At 42.2% G+C, this 23,313-nt stretch carries 22 protein-coding genes; 7 read left to right on the plus strand and 15 right to left on the minus strand.

The features are described 5' to 3' along the window. Positions 1-7: 7 nt before the first annotated feature. The 5 genes from csy2 to MMG82_RS15255 all read right to left on the minus strand — a co-directional run bounded on the left by csy2 (position 8) and on the right by MMG82_RS15255 (position 7,357). Entirely contained in the window at positions 8-1,072 is a 1,065-nt protein-coding gene (gene csy2, locus MMG82_RS15235) for a type I-F CRISPR-associated protein Csy2 (RefSeq protein ID WP_241407051.1), read from the minus strand. After that, positions 1,069-2,601 (minus strand): type I-F CRISPR-associated protein Csy1, encoded by a 1,533-nt coding sequence (csy1, locus tag MMG82_RS15240; RefSeq protein ID WP_241407052.1) that lies wholly within the window; start codon positions 2,599-2,601, stop codon positions 1,069-1,071. The genes csy2 and csy1 overlap by 4 nt, the downstream gene beginning before the upstream one ends. After that, a complete protein-coding gene (gene cas3f, locus MMG82_RS15245) occupies positions 2,588-5,935 on the minus strand; it encodes a type I-F CRISPR-associated helicase Cas3f (RefSeq protein ID WP_241407053.1) in 3,348 nt (1,115 codons plus the stop codon). The genes csy1 and cas3f overlap by 14 nt, the downstream gene beginning before the upstream one ends. Beyond that, positions 5,932-6,993, minus strand: a complete 1,062-nt coding sequence (cas1f, locus tag MMG82_RS15250) for a type I-F CRISPR-associated endonuclease Cas1f (RefSeq protein WP_241407054.1) — start codon at positions 6,991-6,993, stop codon at positions 5,932-5,934. Before cas1f ends, cas3f begins: the two co-directional genes overlap by 4 nt. Positions 6,994-7,174: 181 nt before the next feature. Further along, on the minus strand, positions 7,175-7,357 hold the full coding sequence (locus MMG82_RS15255) for an AlpA family transcriptional regulator (protein WP_241407055.1): 183 nt from the start codon (positions 7,355-7,357) through the stop codon (positions 7,175-7,177). A gap of 481 nt (positions 7,358-7,838) precedes the next feature. Here MMG82_RS15255 and radC point away from each other — a divergent pair, with 481 nt between their 5' ends. The 5 genes from radC (at position 7,839) to MMG82_RS15280 (ending at position 10,579) form a co-directional block, all read left to right on the plus strand. Beyond that, positions 7,839-8,330, plus strand: coding sequence for a DNA repair protein RadC (radC, locus tag MMG82_RS15260; protein WP_347154945.1), 492 nt, complete (start codon positions 7,839-7,841; stop codon positions 8,328-8,330). 40 nt (positions 8,331-8,370) lie between these two features. Beyond that, positions 8,371-8,733 (plus strand): hypothetical protein, encoded by a 363-nt coding sequence (locus MMG82_RS15265; RefSeq protein ID WP_011626009.1) that lies wholly within the window; start codon positions 8,371-8,373, stop codon positions 8,731-8,733. Positions 8,734-8,863: 130 nt separating this feature from the next. Further along, complete coding sequence (locus tag MMG82_RS15270; RefSeq protein ID WP_241407056.1) at positions 8,864-9,220, plus strand: type IV toxin-antitoxin system YeeU family antitoxin; 357 nt, start codon at positions 8,864-8,866, stop codon at positions 9,218-9,220. Between the two features lie 243 nt (positions 9,221-9,463). Continuing rightward, on the plus strand, positions 9,464-9,877 hold the full coding sequence (locus MMG82_RS15275) for a DUF2787 domain-containing protein (protein WP_241407057.1): 414 nt from the start codon (positions 9,464-9,466) through the stop codon (positions 9,875-9,877). Positions 9,878-10,018: 141 nt separating this feature from the next. Continuing rightward, a complete protein-coding gene (locus tag MMG82_RS15280; protein WP_126511665.1) occupies positions 10,019-10,579 on the plus strand; it encodes a tyrosine-type recombinase/integrase in 561 nt (186 codons plus the stop codon). A gap of 51 nt (positions 10,580-10,630) precedes the next feature. Here MMG82_RS15280 and MMG82_RS15285 read toward each other — a convergent pair whose 3' ends face one another. Beyond that, entirely contained in the window at positions 10,631-10,915 is a 285-nt protein-coding gene (locus tag MMG82_RS15285) for a helix-turn-helix domain-containing protein (protein WP_241407058.1), read from the minus strand. Positions 10,916-11,121: 206 nt separating this feature from the next. On the opposite strand from MMG82_RS15285, the gene MMG82_RS21605 reads away from it, so the two are divergent. Then, positions 11,122-11,253, plus strand: coding sequence for a hypothetical protein (locus tag MMG82_RS21605; RefSeq protein ID WP_277622231.1), 132 nt, complete (start codon positions 11,122-11,124; stop codon positions 11,251-11,253). 139 nt (positions 11,254-11,392) lie between these two features. On the opposite strand, the gene MMG82_RS15290 is transcribed toward MMG82_RS21605, so the two are convergent. The 3 genes from MMG82_RS15290 to MMG82_RS15300 all read right to left on the minus strand — a co-directional run bounded on the left by MMG82_RS15290 (position 11,393) and on the right by MMG82_RS15300 (position 14,440). Further along, a complete protein-coding gene (locus tag MMG82_RS15290) occupies positions 11,393-12,031 on the minus strand; it encodes an inovirus Gp2 family protein (RefSeq protein WP_241407059.1) in 639 nt (212 codons plus the stop codon). A 233-nt stretch (positions 12,032-12,264) separates the two neighbouring features. Then, on the minus strand, positions 12,265-12,657 hold the full coding sequence (locus MMG82_RS15295) for an inovirus-type Gp2 protein (protein ID WP_277622232.1): 393 nt from the start codon (positions 12,655-12,657) through the stop codon (positions 12,265-12,267). A gap of 358 nt (positions 12,658-13,015) precedes the next feature. After that, positions 13,016-14,440, minus strand: a complete 1,425-nt coding sequence (locus MMG82_RS15300; protein ID WP_241407060.1) for a hypothetical protein — start codon at positions 14,438-14,440, stop codon at positions 13,016-13,018. A 126-nt stretch (positions 14,441-14,566) separates the two neighbouring features. Between MMG82_RS15300 and MMG82_RS15305 the strand changes: the two genes are divergently transcribed. Next, entirely contained in the window at positions 14,567-15,235 is a 669-nt protein-coding gene (locus tag MMG82_RS15305; protein WP_241407061.1) for a hypothetical protein, read from the plus strand. A gap of 426 nt (positions 15,236-15,661) precedes the next feature. On the opposite strand, the gene MMG82_RS15310 is transcribed toward MMG82_RS15305, so the two are convergent. Genes MMG82_RS15310 through MMG82_RS15335 form a run of 6 tightly spaced genes read right to left on the minus strand, consistent with a single transcriptional unit; the run spans position 15,662 to position 23,042 of the window. Further along, positions 15,662-16,132 carry a hypothetical protein gene (locus MMG82_RS15310; RefSeq protein WP_037425527.1) on the minus strand — a complete coding sequence of 157 codons (471 nt, stop codon included), beginning with the start codon at positions 16,130-16,132 and terminating at the stop codon, positions 15,662-15,664. Between the two features lie 10 nt (positions 16,133-16,142). After that, positions 16,143-16,808, minus strand: a complete 666-nt coding sequence (locus MMG82_RS15315; RefSeq protein ID WP_037425523.1) for a molecular chaperone TorD family protein — start codon at positions 16,806-16,808, stop codon at positions 16,143-16,145. A 56-nt stretch (positions 16,809-16,864) separates the two neighbouring features. Beyond that, complete coding sequence (locus MMG82_RS15320; RefSeq protein WP_037425569.1) at positions 16,865-17,539, minus strand: DMSO/selenate family reductase complex B subunit; 675 nt, start codon at positions 17,537-17,539, stop codon at positions 16,865-16,867. Positions 17,540-17,552: 13 nt separating this feature from the next. Further along, positions 17,553-20,063: a DMSO/selenate family reductase complex A subunit gene (locus tag MMG82_RS15325; RefSeq protein WP_047538079.1), complete on the minus strand. Its 2,511-nt coding sequence runs from the start codon at positions 20,061-20,063 to the stop codon at positions 17,553-17,555. Between the two features lie 19 nt (positions 20,064-20,082). Continuing rightward, positions 20,083-22,071: an MtrB/PioB family decaheme-associated outer membrane protein gene (locus MMG82_RS15330; protein WP_241407062.1), complete on the minus strand. Its 1,989-nt coding sequence runs from the start codon at positions 22,069-22,071 to the stop codon at positions 20,083-20,085. 14 nt (positions 22,072-22,085) lie between these two features. Next, positions 22,086-23,042, minus strand: coding sequence for a DmsE family decaheme c-type cytochrome (locus MMG82_RS15335; protein WP_241407063.1), 957 nt, complete (start codon positions 23,040-23,042; stop codon positions 22,086-22,088). Positions 23,043-23,313 lie beyond the last annotated feature (271 nt).

The following is a 23,313-nucleotide window of genomic DNA, read 5'->3' on the forward strand; positions in this document are numbered from 1 at the left end:
GTATTCCTTACCAATTATTTAGTGCATCTTCAAAATTAAGAGTTTGAATTACTTCACTAGTTTGAGTTAAATCAGTAGCTTGATTATCTGTCGCGACTACGTTTGAACCTTGCCGACAAAGATACCACTGCCCATCATGGTGGTACCTCCACATAGCAGAACTTATTGAGGTTAGAGAATGCACGCCTTTCCATTCTCCGACTGAATGAATAGCTTCGACAAAACAGCATGGCGTAGTGTTGTCTCGCGTATTTGCAACTTCACCAGCTTCATAAACTTGGCTAATTGCCTTATAGCCTGTCATTAATGGCACTAAGTAGCCATTTTTTGGTTTAGGCTGATAATACCAGTCTGCATCAGTCTCCATATCTGGTTCGGTTTGACCTTCAGCCAGTTTTGGTACCGCTTTACTTTTTAATGCGCAAAAATCTAACCAAGCATCAAACAAAGTAGGTTGTTCATCATCTGAACAATCGTTAGTAGCTAACAAGTGTTGATACTGTTCTTCTAAATCAGCACTACTGTCAAGCAATACAAACCCTGGCATAGTTAGGCGTTTGATTTTTTTTAGCAGCATGGCTTGCTGTTCGCTTGTACTTGCCGACAACAATTTAGCCTGCTTGATATTCAAAATAGAACCACCAGCCAAACGCAGCTGATAAGAATAATCTAAAGCCGTCTGCTCAAATTGTTTAACTAGTTCGTCAGTTAGTAATAACTGCTTATCTAATTCAATAACCAGACTGACGGTTAGATTCATTTTTCCTTCTTCGATAACAGGAACTTTCTTTCCATTTTTATTTTTTTCAAGAACTGGGGGGTTACGGCTTTGTATAAATTCAAAGTCAGCATATTGCTTGGGTTGACAAACTTTATTTTGGCATGCGTTTGATATCACTACACAACCGCTTAGAGCGGTATCATATTCTCCACCAAACTTCTGTGAAATTTTCCTGCTTAACGCATGTGTAAAACCTAAAAATCCAGTTATTGCTGGAAAGCCCCATGTAAATCCCGCGATAGAATTAGCATTCTGCACTTCAATATGGCTTAACACTAAATATTGGCTCATAGTTCAACCTCCTTTATTGCAAAAAATTCCTTGAGGTCAAGAAAAAAGCAATCAGACCACAATGCAGCCTGAATGGGTGTAAGCTTTAGTTGCTTATTTTTATTGAGCTGTTGATTGAGCCAACGACCAAAATCTTGACTAATTTTATTTAGCCAATCGTTATTTTTTTTGAGGCCTAAAGCAGCGTCATCATCACGCCAAGGTTCAAACAATACTTGATACTCAATGTCTAATTTGCTAGTTAGCGTCCAACCTACCTGTGATTCAGAATTATTAATTGACTCAATAAAGTTGAAAAATTGATCATTAATTGCACTCAGCTTTGCTAATACTGCAGCATTTCGTTTAGGTTCACTCACACTCAGTTCTTTGTTCTTAAGCAAGTGTAAGTAGCTAGATAACTCGCTTATTTCGTCCCTTAACTCATAGGCGAGTGACCGAGTAAATATCGATTGATGTTCTGCATAGGAAGGTAGCTTTGCATTCCATTGTGGCGGTAATGCAGCCATTAATGAAATACGCCCCCCTCGCTTACCGTTTAACGAAGAAGCATTTGAGTGGTTCGAGCCAGTAACATGCAAACTAGCTTTATTAGGATAAGTAGCAACTACTTGATCGGAATATTTTTTACTACCTTTCTGTTCAAAGGCCTTTTTGTAAGGTTCATCCCAACGTTTCTTATGCTCTAAATGTAATTCATGAGCCAATGACGATGAGGTTAATGGTAGCAATAGGTGATACTCATCATGAGCAATTGGAAAATAAACTTGCTTGGATAGGAAATAACTTTGTTTACTAGAACTATCAAACGCCTGTTTAAATTGAATGAGCCAATTTTCAATTAAACTTTGATTTTCCGTAAATAACCTAAAAAATGAACCATCTCCCTCTTTAATCCGGTCTAGTAAACTCACACCCGCTACACTTAAATTTAATACATCCGCCACAGGAAGTGACGCTGCATTAGATGAAGCGGTATCAATCGCAAGTGACTTAAGTGTGTTAGTAGATAAATATCTGTTATCTATATCGGTCGTAGTATCAAATATACTAGAACTTTTACTACTTGAATGTGTGAGCTTACCAACATGTGTTGCAAAACTAATATCTTTAGCTTTTTGCGCCCAATTATTCAACCACTCAACAGGTTCGTGATCTTTTGAATTTTTAATGACAAATTCAAAAAGCTCTTGTTTTAAATTAATCAATAATGGATCGGTTAGAACTTCACCACTCCATTTTAAAAGATCTTCTAGTTTTTTCCTTTGAAACTCTAAAGCTGTTTGTTCCTTAGATTTTTTTATCTTTTTTATCTCTGCTTTTAATGTTTTAACCTTATCTTCTGGCAGCACCTTTTCAAGTTGAATAATGACGCGCTCAACTATTGCTCCATTGGTAACTTTTCCTTGTTTATTTCTTTTAATCTTCGATTTTAAAAATGCTTCTTCTTTTGAATCTCTGCGTTCTGCCAAATAAACTATGAATTTATCAGCAAGTGCACTCGAAATGTCTTGCTCACTCAACTCCATATTCATCTCCTTTTAAATTTTGATAAACGCCCAACACTGGGTGACATTGCCATTGATCCCCGTTATCAGCATTTAATATTCTTAACGACAAATGCGTAAATTTTTCCAATACTGTACTGTCAACCATGTTTAGCCGTTCACTTAATAATCCTACCTCTTCTTTTAAATCAAAGTTTCCCCAAAAATTATTACCTAATGCCATATTTATTTTTTCAGGCTGCTTGGCAAAATCATCGGTATTTATAAATTCTGCGGGTGAAGATTTAGCGACTTTTTTTTGCCAAACAGGTTTACCACTTCTGTTAAACGTGATTTTGTAATCCGCTGTTGGTTCGGATTTACGAAAAGGTTGAATTCGCTGAATTTCACCACACCAGGTCGCTTCATTTTTCCACCACTGGGCCGCACAATTTTGCTCATTTGCACTCCCTTCTAACCGCAAACTCTGTGAAAAATGCTCTAATTCATTAAACACTCTAAATTTAGGTTTATCGCCTGTTTGTTTAGGTTTTTCAAAAAGTGGAGCGCTCGTCAGCGTTTTAATTCTGGAGATTGCTGTGACCTGTTTTAATTCAGCCTCGCAGTTCAATTCCAATAAATCCCGATGCGCATATAACAAGGGTTTAGCTTCAAAACCTGGTTTTTCGAAACAAGGAGTTTTCCCTTTTAAGCCCTTATAGTTTTTTGACAAGATATGAATGTTTTCAGTGTTTGGAATGTTTTGTCGATGTCGTTGCACACGCCCTGCTAATTGAATAATTGAACGCATTGAACTTGGCTCGACGACTGCCCAATCATAATCATGATCACGCCCTACCTCAGCAACCGCAGTTGCTAGCACAACAAAAATATGATTATTTTCGACCGATGACTCGACTAATTCTTTAATACCACTGTTATTGAGCCAATCGGCTTCGTCATGTCGTGTCAATGCCTTATCAAGTTGATGTTCAATTTTTGAGCGCTGCAACAATGGAAATTGACTGTGATAGACACAGTAGTGGATAACGTAATCACTTGGCGCATCTTGTGCGAATAACCATTTTGCTACTGCGGCCAAGGGCGAAATATTGGCCAAACGAACTAAGCCAATTGATACATTTTTGCACTCAACCTTCACGGAATGTTGATCATGTAGTGCGATAATGGATTGCCTGACTTGCTTTGCTATAAATTGACTTGGCAACAATTCTTGAATTGGTTGCATTGGAATGATTGCAGACTTACGCAGCGGTTTTGTTTCAGTGGTCAGATTCTTTATACGCTTTTCAACAAATTTATTATGTGTTTCTTGATACGCTTTTACATCTGAAATGATTGCAGAACTTGGCTTATTAAATTCATCAAACCAAGCACAGCAAATTTCAGCTGTTTCTCCTTGCTCGCCATTCACTTGTGTGTAATGTTTGCGGCCCGCTTGATAAGCTGTAAAAAGTGATTTTGCTAAGGCGGGTGAAATGGTGGCAGTAGATAATAACACTCTTGCGCCGAGCATACCGGCCCAATTAACTAATCTGCATAAAGCGGGTAAATCCTCTAAACCAAAATCATCAGGCTCATCTAGCACTAAATCTGAAGATAACAACCGTAGCATTGGTGCAATTTGGCGACCACCTCGGAGACCTTCGGTTGCTGGCATTAAATAGTCGATCGTACTGACCAATACAGGTGCTTGAATAAGTTTGAGAATTTTAGGGTCATGTTCAAGCCATTTCGCTAATACTCCAGTGTATTCTGGTAAATTTTCTTTAAGTGCAACTTCATCTTTTAACAAAGGTTCGGCTGAGCCGCTACCATAGCTTTCCTCAATACTCATTTCTGGTTGGCGAGATTGCTGGTGTAATTCTTTAACAGCTTGAGAGCCAATTAACACTGCAAGTTCCTCTTTGTTAAGTTTTAAGTCCTTCTCTAAAGAATCACCTGTTTGTAGGGTCAGTGTTCTTAAACCTAGCGCAATGCTAAACCTGCAATTCGTTTCTCCTGCCACGCCATACATAATCCGAGCATTAGCACGTGTCTTCCCCTTACCCGTGGAGGCCATGCTAACACCAAAAAAGCCATACTTTTTAGAATCTTCATGCAATGATTTAGAAAGTTCATAAGCATAATCTTGCCAACCAAAACTAGCTTTATATTCTTTCGGCACTTTGCTTGATAGCTCTTTATTCCTGCTCAATGCAGGCAAATCATCACGTAGTTGAGGCAAAGCTTTTGCAATTCGCTTAGCGTGATGTCCGACGGCTATATTATGCTCGTCAAGCTTCTGTTTTCGATACTTTTGACCGTTTTCATCTTTATCTGTGTTGGCATATGCATGATAGTTACGGTCTTGCCATTCTGGCGTTGTGTCTTTGAGGGATGAATAATAATGATCGGCCAACATGAGTGAGAGCCTAGATAAGTGCATCGTATAGTGCTGGCCAAACCAATCTGTAAAACAACGGTCGTCTTTTAATATTTCTTTAGCAACAATACTGACTTGTGTTTGCCATTGAGCACTTTTAAATGGTGTCCCATATGGAAAACGCCAATTTTCTTCGATGTTTGCTTTAGACCAATCAGTGTTTAAGCATTGAGGTGAATTCCAGCAGGCTTCAAATAACTTTGATAACCATAATTGCGAATTTTCAAATACTGGCGGGTTATCCCCTCCCTTTGGGTACTGGGGCAACTTGTGATGTGAGACTATTAGCCATGCAACCAACTTTGCCAAAGGCGGTAGGTATTCAAAAGGATTCTTAGGGTTCTTAGCAATTCCATCACTTAGCCCATGTAAATTTTCAAGTACAAACGACTCGGTACTGAGATCAACATCTGCAAGCCTAGATAACCAATTCTGGTCGCTATCCTCGTTAACAAATGCCTGAAAAATTCTTAATGATACCCATTCATGTCGATATGGCTCATAAATTTTTCCATACCTGTCTGGCATGAGCTTCTGTTGAAACAAAGCGATTGCTTTTCCCACATCATGAAAATAGCCTGCTAATTGAGCCAACAGCGCTATGACATTGGTATTTAAATAAAAATGTTGTTTTATGTTCAAATCAGTAGCAGTACTATTGACCGGCACATATCCCTCTGCATTAAATTTCTTCTTGTTACCCACTACCCATAAAAACTGACTACGCGAACGGGAGCGCAGCCAGTGGCAACTGACGGCGGTGCTGCGGCTGGCGGTTTGACGTAGCATTTTTTTCACGGTCAACAAACCATCTTCGGTGATGAGGGTTTGCCAGGTGTTATCGCCAATCCGGTTGGCGAAGGCATCGAGTACACGGCGGGTTTTGTGGAGAGCGTTTTTCTCGCATTGACTGACAAAGGTGACCATCATCGTGGATTCACCTCACTCTCTTGCTCGATCTTTGAGTTGCTCTCTAGGTGCTTTTCTGGCTTGTTCTCAGGGTCATTCTCTCGCTGATTTTCGAGCTCTGTCTGGCCTTGCAGAGCAATACTTTTCACCGTATCGAACATAAAATCGAGTGCTTTATGCTCGATAAAAGCTTGCAGTATTTGTTGGCGAAACTCTTGTTCGGTGGCGTTTTCTTTAGCGCAAACAAACGCCCACGGCAGCACAATGGCATCTTTGATTAAGTCCGCCACATCGAACACTAAAGCTCCCCTTCGGGTTTTGCCATGCATGACGGCAAAGCCGTGCGGAATGCCAAGCACCCATAAGCAGCTTGCCGCAAGCCCATAGGCTAAGTAGTTGCCATGATTCAAAAAATCATTGGCTTTGTCGGTGCATTTTTTATCCGGCTGATGCTGACGCGTAAAGCCTTGTTTGCCTGTGTTATTGGCGGCGTATTTGTATAAGGCTTTGGTCAGCTGCGCTTCCGTAAGCAGCAGTTCGGCTGGTTTACTCGCAGCTTCAGTACGTTGGTGAAAGGTATCAAGGGATTGCTTTATCACTTCATCTTGCAGATTAAATTTCTCAAGCGTTAATTCTCGGTCTGATCGCCAGACGCGCTGCAAGTAATCAATCCGTGCATTTTGAAATTGTTTAGCGGCGGCCAAGCGCTTTTCATCATCAAACCAGAATGAAAGCCAGCCATGTAAATATTCTGTTGGGCGATATTCGCTCTGAGGCGTGAACCATTCCACCTCACAAGCCATGTGCAGTGGCGTGCCACCTCCACCACAAAACCCAACCAATACCCCAGCCTGTGAGAGCATGCGCATCGCGGCTTGAGTAATTGAAGTACCGTTGCCGAGCATGAGTACGGTGGTGTTGGCAATCGGAATATTGAAGTAGAGGTTTTCTTTATCGGCTTCGGTCAAGTAGAGCACTCGGCCATCTTTTTGCATCACACGGCAATATTCCAAGTAATACATGTTGGCGCGCTTTGAGTGCAGAATTGTTTTTAGATCAGAAGGTGAAAAATCATCCATAAAAAACCTTACTATGCTCTCCGTTTCAAATACATACTACATTCATAAACGCTTACTCACCATAACCTTGTTGTGACACCTACGTCATATTTAGCAACTAAATCATCTCTAAACGGATATTCATAATCGCTAATTCCATTTAAGACTTAACTTATTAAGTAGTGCATTCAAACTCTTTAAGTTAACAATCTCTTGCTTCTATCCTTTCTAAAATCCACTCCTGCACTTCACTTTCTACCCATGCAACTGCTCTATCGCCTAGCGAGACCGACTTAGGGAAAGTGCCTTCATCAATGTATTTGTAGATGGTTGAACGGGCAAGGCCTGTGCAGTCGATAACTTCTTTTAGTCTGATTAATCTCATTTTTTGAATCCTCTGGTTTAGTTCAAACCATGAGGAGTGGCGGTTATCTTTAACTGTGAAATTTAGCGGTCTCCAACCTTTTTCACATCTATATCACTGACATGCAGTAACCCTTTTACTGTCACATCCGGCTACCAGAAGCGATTGCAACCAGTGGCCAATCTATCTATTTAAACTAAGGAGGCTTTATGCCTATCGCATTTATCGCCGGCTTTATGCTTGGCGTTGGAATTTACCGCAGCCTAAAGGAGAAGGATTATGTTTAGCCTGCTCATCAATAGGCCCGTAGCTGAGTTATTTATTCTCGGCGTGATTGCTGGTTACGACTGGGCGAAAAACAAAGGTATGTAGCCTAGGTTACTCATGTCCTCACAAAGCCAAGGTGCCCACAAGCACCTTGGCTTTTATGTCTGTTTCGAACATTTTTTAGCTATATATCACTCCAGTGCATAAGCCCATTAACGCTTTCAAGGAGCCTGATATGTCAACAAAACCTATGCACACCAGAACAACCATTCGACCTGTAACGCTATGGCCGCCCTCGGATGACGTCATCCTCGCCTCTGCCGCCAATATCATTGCCGAGCGTTATGTGAAGAAATACGCCTATACCAATCCACAGGCCACTAAGGATTTTTTAACTTACAAACTCGGTGGTTATGAGCGGGAGGTATTTGCGGTGATGCTGCTCGATAATCAGCATCAATTACTCGAGTTTAAAGAGCTATTCTTTGGTACGTTAGATGCTGCCAGTGTTTACCCAAGAGAAGTGGTTAAGGCGGTATTGGCCGTTAATGCGGCTGCGGTGATTTTTGCCCATAACCATCCATCCGGCGAGTCTGAACCCTCAATGGCAGATAAGCACATCACTCAACGGTTAACCGACGCACTAGCCCTTATCGATGTGCGCGTGCTTGACCATATCGTGGTTGGCCGCACGCCAGTGTCCTTTGCTGAGCGCGGCCTACTCTAGCCAGCGTTTAAACCTGCCACACCAAATCAAGGAGTCCATCATGATTGAATTTACCGATAGCTTTTCACAGGCCTGCGTTGCCGAAGCCTGCGCCGCGTTTCCTGAACTGCGTAACCGTTTAGCGGTTGAACTCATTTTGCCTATGTTTGTGCGGCCACTTAATGCCATGGGCCAAGTGATTGGCAAGCCAATTGTCGCACCTAATCCACTGTTACATAAAACCGTATTGAGTGTGTTTCACCGTGATGTGGTTGAGCACTTGCCCAAGGAGATTGCCTTTTGCCGCTATGTTTGCCCCTGTAACAGTTATGGTGTACCTACAGGTGAATGGCAGCGGGTCATCAATGGTGTGTACTTTAACCATGGCAGTAATGAACAGCCTAATTGGAGTGTGCATACTTAAAGACCTTTACCTGCTGGATATACAGCGGTATTCACCACTTGTACTCAACTAGATATTCATCACCGCTCTCGCTAGTCCACTAACAAGCAAGCCATTCCCTTAGTTTCATCCTTCAACCATTGAGGTCACTATGACAACCCTAAAACTTTTCGATATTGAGCACGCCTGGGGCCTACCCCGTAAAGTGTCTCCCCGCTTTGGTGCGAGACTAATTTTGCGCGGTCTGCACTTGGATTATCTCCATGACCGCGCAAGCTTTGTCGGTGAATTTCCACCAGCAATTAAACAACAATTTGTCGAAGCCTTTCCCGCTATGGTTAAACAGCTTGAACGGCTGGTGGCCACTGGCGAGATTGATGCCACCAAGCAGCACTGCGTGAGCATTGAACACGCCGGCTTTACCTGTGAGGCTGATACCTTAGGTAGCCACGGCTATTTGTATATTGCGATTTATCAAACCGAAGCTAAACCAAAGCTAAGCCACTGACCACCAGCAACTTCGCCCTCACTCGATAACTTGTTCGAGTTCGTAAGCCTGCACCAATTCCCTAACCGTAAGCACCTTTTCCTAAACCCTAGCTTTAGAGCTCTATCAAGCAGCCCTTAGCGACTCACCTTAAACAGCTCGACCAACCACTGTTTTATTAACCCAACCGCATAGACAACAAGAGCCAAGGCGTGACTGCGCCTTGGCTCTTGCGTATGCACGTTTTTAAATAAGGAATATTCCATGACATTAACTATCAAGCGTAACCAACTGCCAGCGATGCCCGATCGTTTTTACCAAGTGATTGAAAAGGAGCTGGCTAACGTCACACCAAAAGACGCTAACGCCATCACCCTTAATTTTCGAGACCCAGATTACAGCGCCGAAGATGGTGGCTTTCATCCCGTCGAAGTACGGCTTGAGAAACAGCAAGATCACTGGCGTTTCGTCTACATCACCGACTTTGCTTTTCGCGGCCATCCTTTCCCTGAACTGGTTAAAGACATCGATATCTGCTTTAACAGCAAGCAAGTCTATAGCCTGTTTAGCGGTTGGATTGGAGAGCGGGAATCACAGGGACTGATTAAGTTGTTCAGCGATAACTTTGTCAGTTACTACCAGATGGAAGTCTATCAAGTAGAAGTGAGCTTGGATTAACCCACATCGTTACTTCAATGTTATTGAACGCCCGCAAGTTCCCGTAACCATAAAACGGGAACACTCAACCCCTTGCCCCATAAGGCTTTCAATAACGCAAGTACCCAAAAACACGCTATAGCAAAAAAGAGGAACATGACCATGCCTGAAGTTCAAGCGGTTAAAGATCAAGACACCGTTAAGCTTATCAGCTATCTACTCGAAAGACAGTTTAGCCAGCAACTGGCCGATGTGTGGAATATCGGCCTTAATCTCGCCCTGAGGATTTCTGACTTACTCTCGATTAAGTTCAGTGATATCCACGGCGATAGGCTTATCATTAAGGAATCCAAAACCGGCAAAATCGCCAATATCAAACTCAACTCAAAAACGCTGGAACGGATACAGCGTATTGCGCGCGAGCATCCTAACCATATCTATCTATTTCAGTCCTACCGTAATCAACGAGCGAAAAACACCAAACCCGCGCCTTTGTCACGCCGCTATATTTGCCGAGCACTAGCAATGATTGGAGAAGAGCTCAAAATCGCCTTAGGCACCCACTCAATGCGTAAGACGCGAGGCTATCTGCTGTATCAACAAACCAAAGATATTGGTCGAGTAATGAAGATGCTCAGACACAGCGCCGAAGAAACTACCCTGCGGTATATAGGTATTGAGCAAGACGATATCGATAAGGACTTTGTCGAGCTAGAAATCTAACAATAAGGAGGGATTACCCTCCTTATTTTTTTGTCTTTGCAGGGAAATTATCTAAGGTGTATCAATGAGGTCCTTGGAACTTGGAATGTTTATTCTGGCATTCATCTTTTTTAAAGCTTCAATACACTCAATCGGATCAAGCTCCAGCGCCTGGCAGTATACAACAAACTCCGCCACATCCATTCTACGAGACATATTTTCAACATTACCAATGATGGAATGATGGCGGCCTATAAGTTTGCCCACATCACGAAGAGTCAGCCCTTTAGCTTCCCGAGCATTTTTCAGCCAAGAAACAAATGCCTCGTTGATAGGTGAATATAGTTGTTTTTGCATAGTGTTTAAATGATAGATGCAAAAACACTTGTCTCGATTATCGAGACAAACTATACTCAACTCCGAGCTTGGATTTCCATGCTATTGCATAAAAAGCCTTTGATATTTTACCCAATGGTTTAAGAAAGCATCTACTAGGTAGGTACAAGGCAAATTGATTGAACAGGAACGTCTCGGCTAAATAAAAGCTTACTAAGGAGAAGTAAATGAAGTTTTTAAGATTTATCCCTATCAAAACAGCCTCAATGCTCAAATGCCCAAATTGTGGTTCATCTGATGACATCATCCGTTATGATGGTGGTTGGTGCTGCCGTGACTGTGGGTATGAATGGGACTAGTGTTTTACGCAATAACGTCATCGTTTTAAAACCACATTTTTAACAGCCAATGAGTTTGGCAAAATTTGATGACACAGGAGGGTTACCCCCTCCTGTCAATTCATTTTAAATTTTATTGCCAACCAAAAATGTTATCCGCCTACACTTTGCTACACCCAAATGAATACATCCTATCTTCATAGTGCTTAGTCCCTAGTTTGGCTAAATAGCTTAGGTGAAAGAATGCTTTGTCAAAAGTCAGAGGGAATTTTTTAGCATTACGATTGAGGTAGTAAACAGGTGTATCCTCAGGGTAATCCACTAGAAACTTAGTACTAGCGCTATCTAGCTCCAATGCGCAGGCCCAAGCTTCAACAATCTTAGTATTCAGGTTATATCCATGGACACTGAAATCCCCCAAGTGACTGCAAACATCATGATTAAGGAAAATGACAACATGATAATGGTCTGTATCTGCATCTGAATAGTGTTTTGACCATGCATAGAACATTTTACTGGGATAAGTTTGCTTACCCTTGCAGCCCTGTGGAAAACTTCCCTTTTGAATAGTGCCTTTTAGGTAGTCAATAAACCGGTCTATTATAGCTGAATCATAAATTTTTGGTGAATATTTTAAATTCAACCCTGGTAAATGCACATCAAACCGGACCATAAAAACTCTTGAATACTTATTTAGAGCGGCTCTCATGGTTTGTGAAATTAAGTCGAGTTTATCTAGCGCCAAGCAATAATATTGGCTATTTAGATGTAGTTGTAACTCTCTGTGACCTATATCCATTTTGACATTCCTTGTGGGTTAATTTCATAACCTTAGAGTCCTATGTAAATTTTAACCGCAAACTATAGTTATTGCTGCGTGAGAGTGAGGCTAAGGGATTGCTCACGCAGCAATAATCCACCAACTCAAATCTATTGCCTATTCGCTATGAATATTCGTCTAATAAACATACTGACACTTTTTCTGCTGGTGGGTAACATACTTTGGTATGAATACCGCCAATGATAATGGAGCTAAATCAAATATAATTTTTGGCTAGAACCAAAATTTCGGTATCCATCATTAATGTCTTTCGTTTTATCTTTAGCAAGATAACTAAATCGTTCCATTGCCAAGGCTAGCTGTGAAGGAAAATCCGCTGAACGCTGATCAAGCCAGTACACCCCGTTCTTACATATATGAACTAAACCTATAGCCTGTTCTACAGGAATGGGAATTGCACTCGCCCATGAGTCTAAAATTCGATTGTAGATACTGTCATCACCAAAAGTATTACTTCCAAAGCCACATACGGCATCTTTATTAAACAAAAAGATCAAATGGTAATGCCAGTTTGGTGAGCGATCTCTTTCGCGACACCAGACATAACTAAAGCCGATGCTATGAGAGCCCAAGCGTTGACTCATTTAAGGCTCGTAAATGAGCCTTAAATGAGTCAATAAAACGCGAGATCACTTTAGGGTCTTGATAAAACATGTTGTCAGGAAATCTCAAATCAAAGCGCATTGCACAAACTCGATTGAAGTTACTAAGTTCTAATTCAAGTGTGCGTTGTATGATAGCTTGATACTCTGGTACTAGCGGATATTCGCTAGTCATCTGTAAGAAGCTTGGATTGAATGGTGTCATGGTGATACTCCTGTGATTAATTCACAAGATGTACCCTGTATGTTTATTTCTACACGACATCACAGTATGGCAATCGCAGCCTACAACTGGTCAAACAGCAACAGACCTACCCTATATTACTAATCCGAAATCCTGTTAGGCTTGAAAGCTAACCTTTTCCAATAAAATTAACCTTTTTATACGCTGAATTCGCACATCTTCAACTCTGGAGTTAACCGTAAGCAACTTACGCCCTAAAATCATACAATCATCATCTTTAACTTGTTTTGGAATGCTCACACTCAAAACACAAAAAACTATCGTATTGATATCGTTCACAATATCTTGTTGAACATCCTGGTCATCCTTACACTGCTGATGAGCTACCATTTCGTTGATTTCGGTGGCTATTGCGACCATTTGATGATTCGGAAGATAATCGATTAGTTTTGCGCTATCGCCGTAAACATTCTTAAAAAGCAACCATGACTTTGAAAGCTCTAGTATTAGATTAACTACTTCTTCGGTTAACGCATGGAAGGTAAAGTCTTTTAAGGTATCAATATCCTTCTGTTTGCTATTCCTGACTTTAGGCACTGCCTGTGGCTCATATAAAAATCCTTCGGACAGCAGCAGCGTAACTCGAGCCTTCAACGCATCAATTGCTTCTGGTTTAGCTAGCCCTTTTGACAAAGAGCCTGATACATACAAAGGTACCAAAGATAAAACCGTGGACATGCACATATGATGAATCGAGTCGGTCAATTCTTTATTGTTAAATCTTTTGGATAGTGCCCAATATTGCTCATTAGACAGTAATGAATTTTGATTTGGATATCTATTTTTTTTAGTTTGCTTAAGAGCAAGTACGCGACGGTGAAACAAAGCTAAATTTTCAGTGAACTGCAGAGGTAGTAGACGTAACCTAGATAGACTCACCCCAAGCTTAATAGTACACATGGCGGGGATTTTAGGACGAATTTGATAGATTGGTAATATGCGGTTCAGTAGTTCTGAACGAGCCGCGCCCTTGGTAGCGATTGTAATTGAATTAGCTTTAGCCAGTTTGTCGATCGTCTGGCGTAATTTCGCCTCACTCATACCTAACTTTTTGCATAAAACCTTACTGTTACACCCAATGACGTATCCTGCATTATTCGACATTATGAGCAAAGCAGCCCTTACCAAGCGCATAGATTCACTAATAACAGTCAGTTGGCCAGATTGATAGGTACCATCCTTACCTGCATCAAGAAGAGCAAAGCGTAGTTCATCCATCCATTTGCAAGACGCAGCAAGTTCACTCCACATCTTCCAACATTCGTCAGTTAAGCCACAATCAAAACGTAATTTAGACTTTTTCACGCCATGTTGTTCAACAATACTCTTACACTTCCAGATATATCCCTCCCGCACGAGATATTTAAGCGCAGACCTAATATGTCGCTTAGAGACTTTTAGAGTACTTGCAAATTCATTCATTTCTCCCGATTGGTAACTGTTCCCGAAGTGCGCAGCCCAGGCGAGCAATACTAACCGAATCTCAGGAGTCGCCCCCGTCATTGAATTCAAAAGTAACATATCAGACCTTATATGAACTTGGGTAATACACTACTTTTTACCACAAAATACACGCCATACCATGGCTTATGAAGAATTAAAAAACATGTTACATTACATGTAATGATAAAATAGAGCACTTATTTTATGTCTAAAAATTATTCAATTTCTCCTGACGTCATCGCAAACCTATTCGATTTCCTAGACTCAGAAACGATAACTGAGCGCCAGTGGATGACGAATTACTTACACAAGAAGGCAATTCCAACTCCTCACCTTTTCTCTTCAATAGGAGGATTAAAATGCCACTTAGTCGATTTTTTTATTGAGCATCATACTGACCTAGCAACAATCAAGTTATTAGCTGGTGCAATGAGGAATGCATGGAGAGTGAGAAAACATCGTCAAATAAACGGTAAAACTTCATTATCGATTAGTCTCGACAAAGCGACGGCTGTTAAATTCTCGCAAATGTGCAGCAAACAAACACAAGCAGAAGTCGTAACGCAGCTTATAACAGGAGATTATGTGGAGTTTTCAAAACATAAAAATGACTTGGAAGCTCGGTTGAAACAAGAGAGACTCGCTCTGAAAGCTGCTCAGGTCGCTTTAAAATTCGAAAAAATGCAAAGTAAGTTAACTACAAGCATTAAAGAGCCTAATGCAACGGTAGATAACAAACTAATAGAAGAGCTCCAAAACGGTATAGCGACTTTGTACGACTTGATAGTTACCACTCATGATCAGAGCGGCAAGGTAGATGACAAGCTTTTGCTCCAAGCGACAAAAATCTACAACGACACGTTCTCTAGATGATAATGAAATCAGTAAGAGTCAAGAACGTCATATTTTGGTATTCCAAAAGGTATTCCAATAAAAAGTCAAATCAATAAAAATAATTTAAATACAAAAACTTAAAACACAGATTCAAATGACGCCGCCCCACCAAATATAAGAACGAAGACGTCTAAGGACGTCTTTTTTCTTGCCTTGAACAACGCAAAATCAATGACTTACGGCACATTAACGTCTAATTACCTCCAACTACAGCTTTGATTTTTGGGTACACCTGAGGGTACACGGCCTTGACTTCGAAACTACAGTGTACCCATCATGACCATTGTCACTACTCGCCTAACAGATAAAGAAATCAAAACGGCAAAACCAAGGGATAAAGAATATAACCTATTTGACGGTGACGGACTCCGCTTAAGAATTATCCAAACAATGGATTTTGAACTATTACAATCCCCCCATGTTTCGGGTATTTGTGCGCAATTGTAGACGATGCATCATAAGCTGTTTAGATAAACGCTCAATCATTGAACAAATGGATTCAGAAACACTATCAACCTCTTGTGTCTTGATATATTTACTCCGCCAAACCTCAGCTAAAGTGAAAATAAGTTGTTCCGCTTGACTTAGAGATTGATGTGATAACTCTCTGATAAATAAAACTCTACAGCATTCAAAAAAGCAATGTAGCACAATATTATCCGGTAGTTTCTGCTCATTCATTGTTTTATCGAGAACTAACCATTGTGGCTGACCTTCAATAAAAATAATCGCAGACATAATATTAGTGACTGACGCTAATGACGTACCGCCACAACATAAGTCGTGAATATTTTCACAAGCAGCCAAACTCAATTGAAGTCGGTAGGCAAGCTGGGCTTTTAACCATTGATGACTCACTGCTGTCACAAACGTCATGAACTAACCTTTAGCGATAGAGTTTTACGGTTTGAGGTATCACGTTAAACTTCGTACCTAAATGTGCAAAAAACACTTGAGCAAGCATAGATATGCCACGATAAAAATCCGTCTTTGCATGAAGCTCTGCTAATGCCAAACAGCGCCCCGCCCAAGGTAAAGTATGTTGTTGCAACAATAGCGTGCAGACTCTCACCTTTTGTGTGTCATTGGGGTTTAACGCTAATTCATCAAACAAGTATTGCAACACTAATAAAATCAAGCCTAAATGGTCTACGGGTTCATTTCGCGTCAGGGATAACTCGATACCATGGGTGTTATAAAAGCTAGCCAGATTTTGAGTCGAAGCCTCATTCAGTAACTGCCCCTCACTGGTGTATACCGATCCCCAGGGGGCAGCTTTAGGATCGCCAGGGCCAAAAAATAGCTGCCCATAATCTAATTGAAGCTCGATTAATTGCGATTCATCATCCTGCCATTGAGTCAAATAGCTACTTAGCAAAGCTTTTCCTGACTGTTCACCTATCGAGAGTTCAAGCTCTGGCCACTGTGTTGCTAACTCATCTCGCTTAAATTGTGTCAGTAACGGCATATTAGGGTACGAGTACAAAATGTTATGTAGCACTTTTGCCATTGCACCCCAGGTTTGGTAATCATTCGTGTTGATTGTTGACATAGTGTTCCTTTTACAAACGAAGAAAAATGAGGGGACTAAGCCCCCCATTTTCACTATTACACTTCTGCGGGGTTTAATAATTGCCCACTACCACCAACTGGTTGACCATTTCGATTGGCCTTAATAATCAAGTTTGGTGAAGTAATTGAGGGCGATGGTAAGGGGGCAATATGACCATCACCCTCTCCATATTTCGCTCGTAAATTATCCATAGTGTCAAAGTCGAGTGCCCGTAAAGGACAAGAATCAACGCAAATAGGCTTTTTACCTTCCGCGAGTCTATCGCTGCAACCATCACATTTAGTCATCACCTTACGCTCAATATCTAGCTGTGGAGCATCATATGGGCAGGCTCTCGCGCAACTTTCACAACCAATACAAAGTTCAGTGGCAACTTGGACTAATCCATCTTCACGGCGCTTATGCATTGCACCTGTTGGACAGGCTTTAACACACACAGGCTCACTGCAATGGTTACAACCAATAGACATGTAGTAAGCAAAGACATTTTGCTCAAAACTACCATCGACGTTTTGCGACCAATTACCACCACCATATTCATAAACACGGCGCCAAATAATACCGGGCAAATTAGCGACACCATTATTCATCACATCATCTTTTGCGCGAACCAAGCCAGTCATGCGATCCTTACAGGCAATATGACAGGTTTTACAGCCAGTACATTTGCTGCTATCGAAATAGAAACCATATTGTGTTTGTTGAGTCATTTTCATCTACCCCTTATGCCTTGACGATCTGCACGCGATTGGTGTGTTGTGGGTTTCCCTTTGCGAAAGGGCTTGGTTGGTAACGAGTTAACGTATTTATACAGCCACCAACATCAATTGGGTGCCCGCTCCTTCCAATCCGAGCGATATCAGGTTGATACCAAGCACCCTGACCTAAAGCCACAACACCTGGGGCAACCCTTGGGGTAATCCGTACAGGTAATTCAACTGTGCCACGATCGTTCCACATCTGTACTTTATCGCCACTTCTTAAACCACGACCTAAGGCATCAGTTGGGTTCATCCATACGGCATCTTCTGCGGCTTCGCGCAGCCACGGCACGTTATGATAACTTGAGTGTGTACGCCCCTTGGTGTGATAACCCATTAATTGCAGAGGATAATCATCCTTAGTATCTTCATCGTCGTAGCCTTCCCATGTGGGTTGATACATGGGGATTGCAGTGATGTAGTCGCCTTTAACATTAGGATTAAAGATCCAGTCTTTACCCTTTTGCGCCATCGACAATGAGTAGATCTCTACCTTACCTGACGGTGTGCTCACCGCTTTACCACCATTGATATAGCTATCGAGTGCAAGTACTGGCGTCTTACTAAACGCACGGAACACACCAATCCTTTGTGCTTCAGCGTAACTATTAGGGAAGGCAGGTTGAGCATTGGTATTCGCGCTGTTTGTTCGAGTCTTTTGGTATAGTTCCTCTAACCAAGCGGCTTCATCTTTACCTTCTGTGTACTCAGCTTCTTTACCCATTTTGGCAGCAATTAAGCGTCCCATTTCAAACATTGAAATGCTTTCCCACATTGGCTTAACAGCAGCCTTCATGGCAACGAGATAACCCATGATCCCGGATGCGTAGCTATCATTGACTAGGTCATTCGACTCTAACCAAGTAGTATCGGGCAGTAAGATGTCTGCATAACGTGCGCTCGGTGTCATCCAACAATCACACACGACTATAAGCTCACACTTGGTGTCATCTTCGAGGATTTTAGCGGTACCGTTACAGTCGGAATGTTGGTTAATTAATGCGTTACTGTTAATCGCAAATACCGCTTTAATATCTGCGCCAAGTGGAGTATCTAAATCAGCTGTACCACGGATCCCATCTTTACGCGCCGTCATTTCATGGCCACGCTCTATCGCTTCTGCCCAAGTAAAGAAAGAAATTGATTCTTTAACAGGATTACTACCGCCGCTCATACCTGCACGGTTTAAACTGCCTTGATAAGGTAGTGCGCCGTTGCTTACGCCTGACTGCCCTACTTTACCGGTTAGGAACGAAAGCATATAGCAAGCACGCATGGCTTGTTCACCATTAGCATGACGGTTTACGCCTGCACCAGTCACAATAAACGGTGCTTTAGCATTCATAATCTTGCTAGCGACAGATTTAATATTTGCTTCTGATATTCCGCAAATTTTAGCTGCCCAAGCGGGGGTTCTTGGTCCATTATCGACAAACTTACCTTCACCAAGAATGTAGTTGCGATAGTTGTCTTCAACGTCGATATAAGGCAAATATTGAGTCTTTTTAGGATCGCCACTTGCGGTAAATTCAGCGACAAGTTTTTCAAGAGAGGCCTTGTCAAATCCAACGCAATACTTATCTAAAAATGCCTTGGAATGCGTATCAACCCATCCAGAGCTAATCATTTCATAGGCAATCGCTTCTGCAAATGCCGCATCGGTTCCTGGTCTAATCGGTAACCATTGGCTTTCTTTACCCGCCATTGAGTCCGTATAACGTGGGTCCACCATAATCACTTCAAGGTTCGCATTCGCCTCAAGTGCTTTTAAGAAATCATATCCTTCACCCGACCCACTTTGACGCATTTCACTTGGGTTGTAGCCAATACCGAGGAACAGGTCACTATCGTATAACGCCGTTAAAGAAGAACCCGATGTGCTACCAAATCCAGTTGCTGCGGCCGCTTCATTTTGCTGTGCCCAAGAATAGTTACCATAAATCTTCAGGAATCCACCGTTCAGATTGAGCACACGATCAAAACACGCTGAGCTAGCAAACCCATAATAAGCCCCTGTTCCGTAGTGTTTCAAAATCGACTTATTACCGTAACTACTTGCGATACGTTGAATTTCACTCGCAATCGTTGAAGCAGCCTCATCCCATGATATTGGCACAAACTTAGCTTCTCCACGCTTACCAACACGCTTCATAGGTGTACGTAAACGATCAGGAGCATAAGTACGGCTACGCAGCGAACGTCCTCGGGCACACGCTCGGATCTGGTGGTTGCCGTATTCATCGCTAGTTTCATGATCAGCTTCAATACGGGTAATGATGCCATCACGACTAAATACTTTGATGGGGCAATTTGAACCACAGTTAACCAAACAAGATGACCAAGTTTGTACTTCATCGCCTACTGGCGGCTTAGGTGGCACCACATTCACATCACTTGAACCCGAGTTACAGCCAGTGACCGTTGCTGCACAGCCCATGGCTGCACTCATTTTTAGAAAACTTCTGCGTTCCATTGTCTTTACCTCTTATCAATCAAGGCAGCAGGTAGCTGAAGGTAAACATCAGCAAGTGCGCGTTGTAGTTATGGTTTAAGTCGCCTAGGGTGATTAACCCAGGAATGCTATTGACTGCGGATTGGCTATAGTCAGTGTCGTAATAACGCTCGTACTGATAACTTAGCTTGAGCCCCATACGCTCACTCAGAGCGTAGCGACCATAGAGCTCGACACTGTGGTTATAGGAGTAGTAATCACCGTATGGCTGGACCTCGTTATAGGTGATTAAGGTATCGCTTTCGGAGTTGGAGAATTGATAATTCCCACCAAGTGTCAGCCTGTCATCGAATAAACCACTATAGGTAAACCCTGCACCTAAATTGATAAATTCATCAGCAACATCGTTATACCAGTCTGGTGAGGAAAACGATTGGCTACCCGCGATGGCGGAGTCTATCCATTGTTGGCTTGCTGAGGCATAGAGGTGCAATTGCTCAGAGAGTTGCATCCCCAATTGCAGGTCATAACCATAATCGGTCGATTCAGTGAGGCCTATAATGGTTTTAGCGTAATCATCCTTGGCATAATATCCATTTAAATCAATAGTCAACCACGAAAGTGGTACATAATTCACCTTCAGATCAACCGCCTGACGCTCACGGTCTGCGAGATAAAACTTACGCAATAGTGGATTTTCTTCAATCGAGGTATTTTCGACAGCGTTGTAGACCGAGCCGCTGCGGTTCTCATAGCGCCCACCAAAATCAATCACAGTGTTTGCCAAGGATCTGATATTCAGCTTGGCCCAAAATGCGTCATCATGGGTTTGTTCTCGCTCAAGGTAACTGCGTTCTACCTCTTTACGGTCGTAGCCTCCCATGAGGCGATACTCACTGTTAAAACGGTAACTGCTGTGGAGTTTGTATGTCAGCCTTTCGATGTCCATGGGGACATTTTGCTTAAACGCACCACTGACATTATCAAACTCTAATTGCGCAAACTCCCATACAGAGCTTTTATTATCGCGTTCGCTATAATCAACCTGACCGTTAACACGCCATCGCGGGCTTAACATATTGCTGAAGCCAATCCGCGCATCTAAGGTATCAACCTGACCATCCCAGCTTTGTAACGGATTACCACTGACTTGGATTAAATCGCCATCTTGAAGCATCCGTCCAGCGGCGAGACGGCCATTGACGTTGCCACGTCCAAGCATGTATTGCCCAGATAACGAGACTTGATGGGCATCATTATCAGGCGTAGCAGCATACACATCGGGCGAATAAGGTAAGCTTAAGTTATCAATATTATTTCGGTAAAAACTGCCATGGTAAGCCAGCTCGCTTAACCAATTTTCACCCGAAATATTCAGGCCAGCATTGAGGTTTTCAGTGTTAGCATCAACAGGCAGTGCAAAGTTAACAGGGCGAGGAGTTACTAAACTACTGCGACGATTACCCGTTTTTTGTTCGTGGTCGTAGTTAATAAACGCCTGCATGACGCCATATTGCGCGGCTAATCCCAAGCCCACCTTTTCGCGTTCCAGCTGTAAATCGACATCTCGAGTCGCAGTGTCTGGCAAAAGTAGGCCATTGTTGTGCCACAACTGCGTTTGCGCTCGGCTGTCGTATCGAGTTAATAATTGATAATCAAGGTTCAGGGCATACTGTCCAGACCGACCCGCATCAAGGTGGGCATAGCTGTTCTCTAGTCCCAATTGATATGCTTGAACATTAGCTTCATAACCCGCATTGCGATAACCTACGTCCGCATCCATAGCCGCGCGCAATCCATCGCTGGCATCGCCAAAAGTATTCCCCGCATGAATATCATCATTCTCGGCCCAGCCTGCACTTAACTGCAGCTCACCTTGATAACGCTTCTCTCCTATGCAGCTTTTACACTGATAAGCATCCAACTTTAGCCCTTGCAGATTAGCTTTGTGCACAGAAAAGTCTGCAGCACTCACACCACTGGTAGCAGCAAGCAATCCCAAGGTAATGATATTAAGTTTAAAAGACATGGCAGACTCCTTAATCAACGGGCAAAATTGCTGCTGCTAGGGTGGTTGGAGCCATGGATTTGGCTATGACAATTGAGGCATCCCATACCAGCACCAAACGCGTCAGAACCTGGTTGAGTGACCACCCGACTAGCATGTCCATCATCGGCATGACATTGTTGGCATAGTTGAGGGACGCGTTGCTTGACGAGCGCGTCATTCACACTGCCGTGGGGATTGTGGCAAGTGGAGCAGTTTTCGGTCACAGGAGCATGTTCCCACAGGAAAGGACCGCGTTTTTCCGCATGGCAGCTATAGCAAGTGTCATTAACTGAGGTCTTTTTTAAGGCACTCTCATTAAATGAACCGTGGGGGTTATGACAATCGATGCAGGTCATGTCATTCCACTTTAATGGATGAGATGAACGCTTATTCATATCGGATTTCTGCCGAGTATGACAAGAAGTGCACACTTGGCTCACCTGTTGCTTTTGCAGTACCGGATCTTTAGCTGCATGGACTTTATGGCAATCCGCACAGGCTATTTCTTCCATGTTATGTAAGCTGCTATGCCAGCCACTTTGCTCAGTTTTTTGATGGCAACCTAAACAAACGGTATTTTGGCTCGGTGCTGACAATGGACTGTCAGAACCAAAGCTAATCATTGGCTCCTTGCCTCCTTGATTGTGCTGTCCGAGTGGCCCATGGCATGCCTCGCATTGCAATCCTGCCATTGGGGATTTGCTATTATTGATATCGCCATGCACCCCATCAAAAATAGCCATAACGGTGTTATTTTTACGATGGCACATTAAACAAGTATCTGCGCCTTTAGCAGAATATTTACCTTCAGCAAACTTATCTGTGAGTATTTTTTCTATTTGCTCTCCCAGTTTGGGACTTGATGAAATTTCTTGAGCTTTAACGGATGGAGATAATATAAGGAACAGGCTCGCTCCCATTATCAGAGTTTTAATTTTACGCCATCTCATATTTAATGCCTTATGGTTAACATGACTTAGCAGTGGAAAATCCACTTTTATAGTAACCACAAAGAAAGCAAGGTTAACGATTGTTAATAATAAACATCCAATAAGCCAGCCCACATCTAAAAACCACTAAAAACCTGCCTTAGATCACTAAAAAAAACAAAAGAAAATCATTCTCAAAAATTACACAACACATTGAAATAAATAAGAATGAAAAAAATAAAACCAGAAGAAGAAACTGAAATAGTTAATTTATTGTATTAAAGTTGTTTTG

Origin of the sequence: Shewanella sp. MM_2022_3, assembly GCF_022557375.1 — a bacterium.
GTDB lineage: Bacteria > Pseudomonadota > Gammaproteobacteria > Enterobacterales > Shewanellaceae > Shewanella > Shewanella xiamenensis.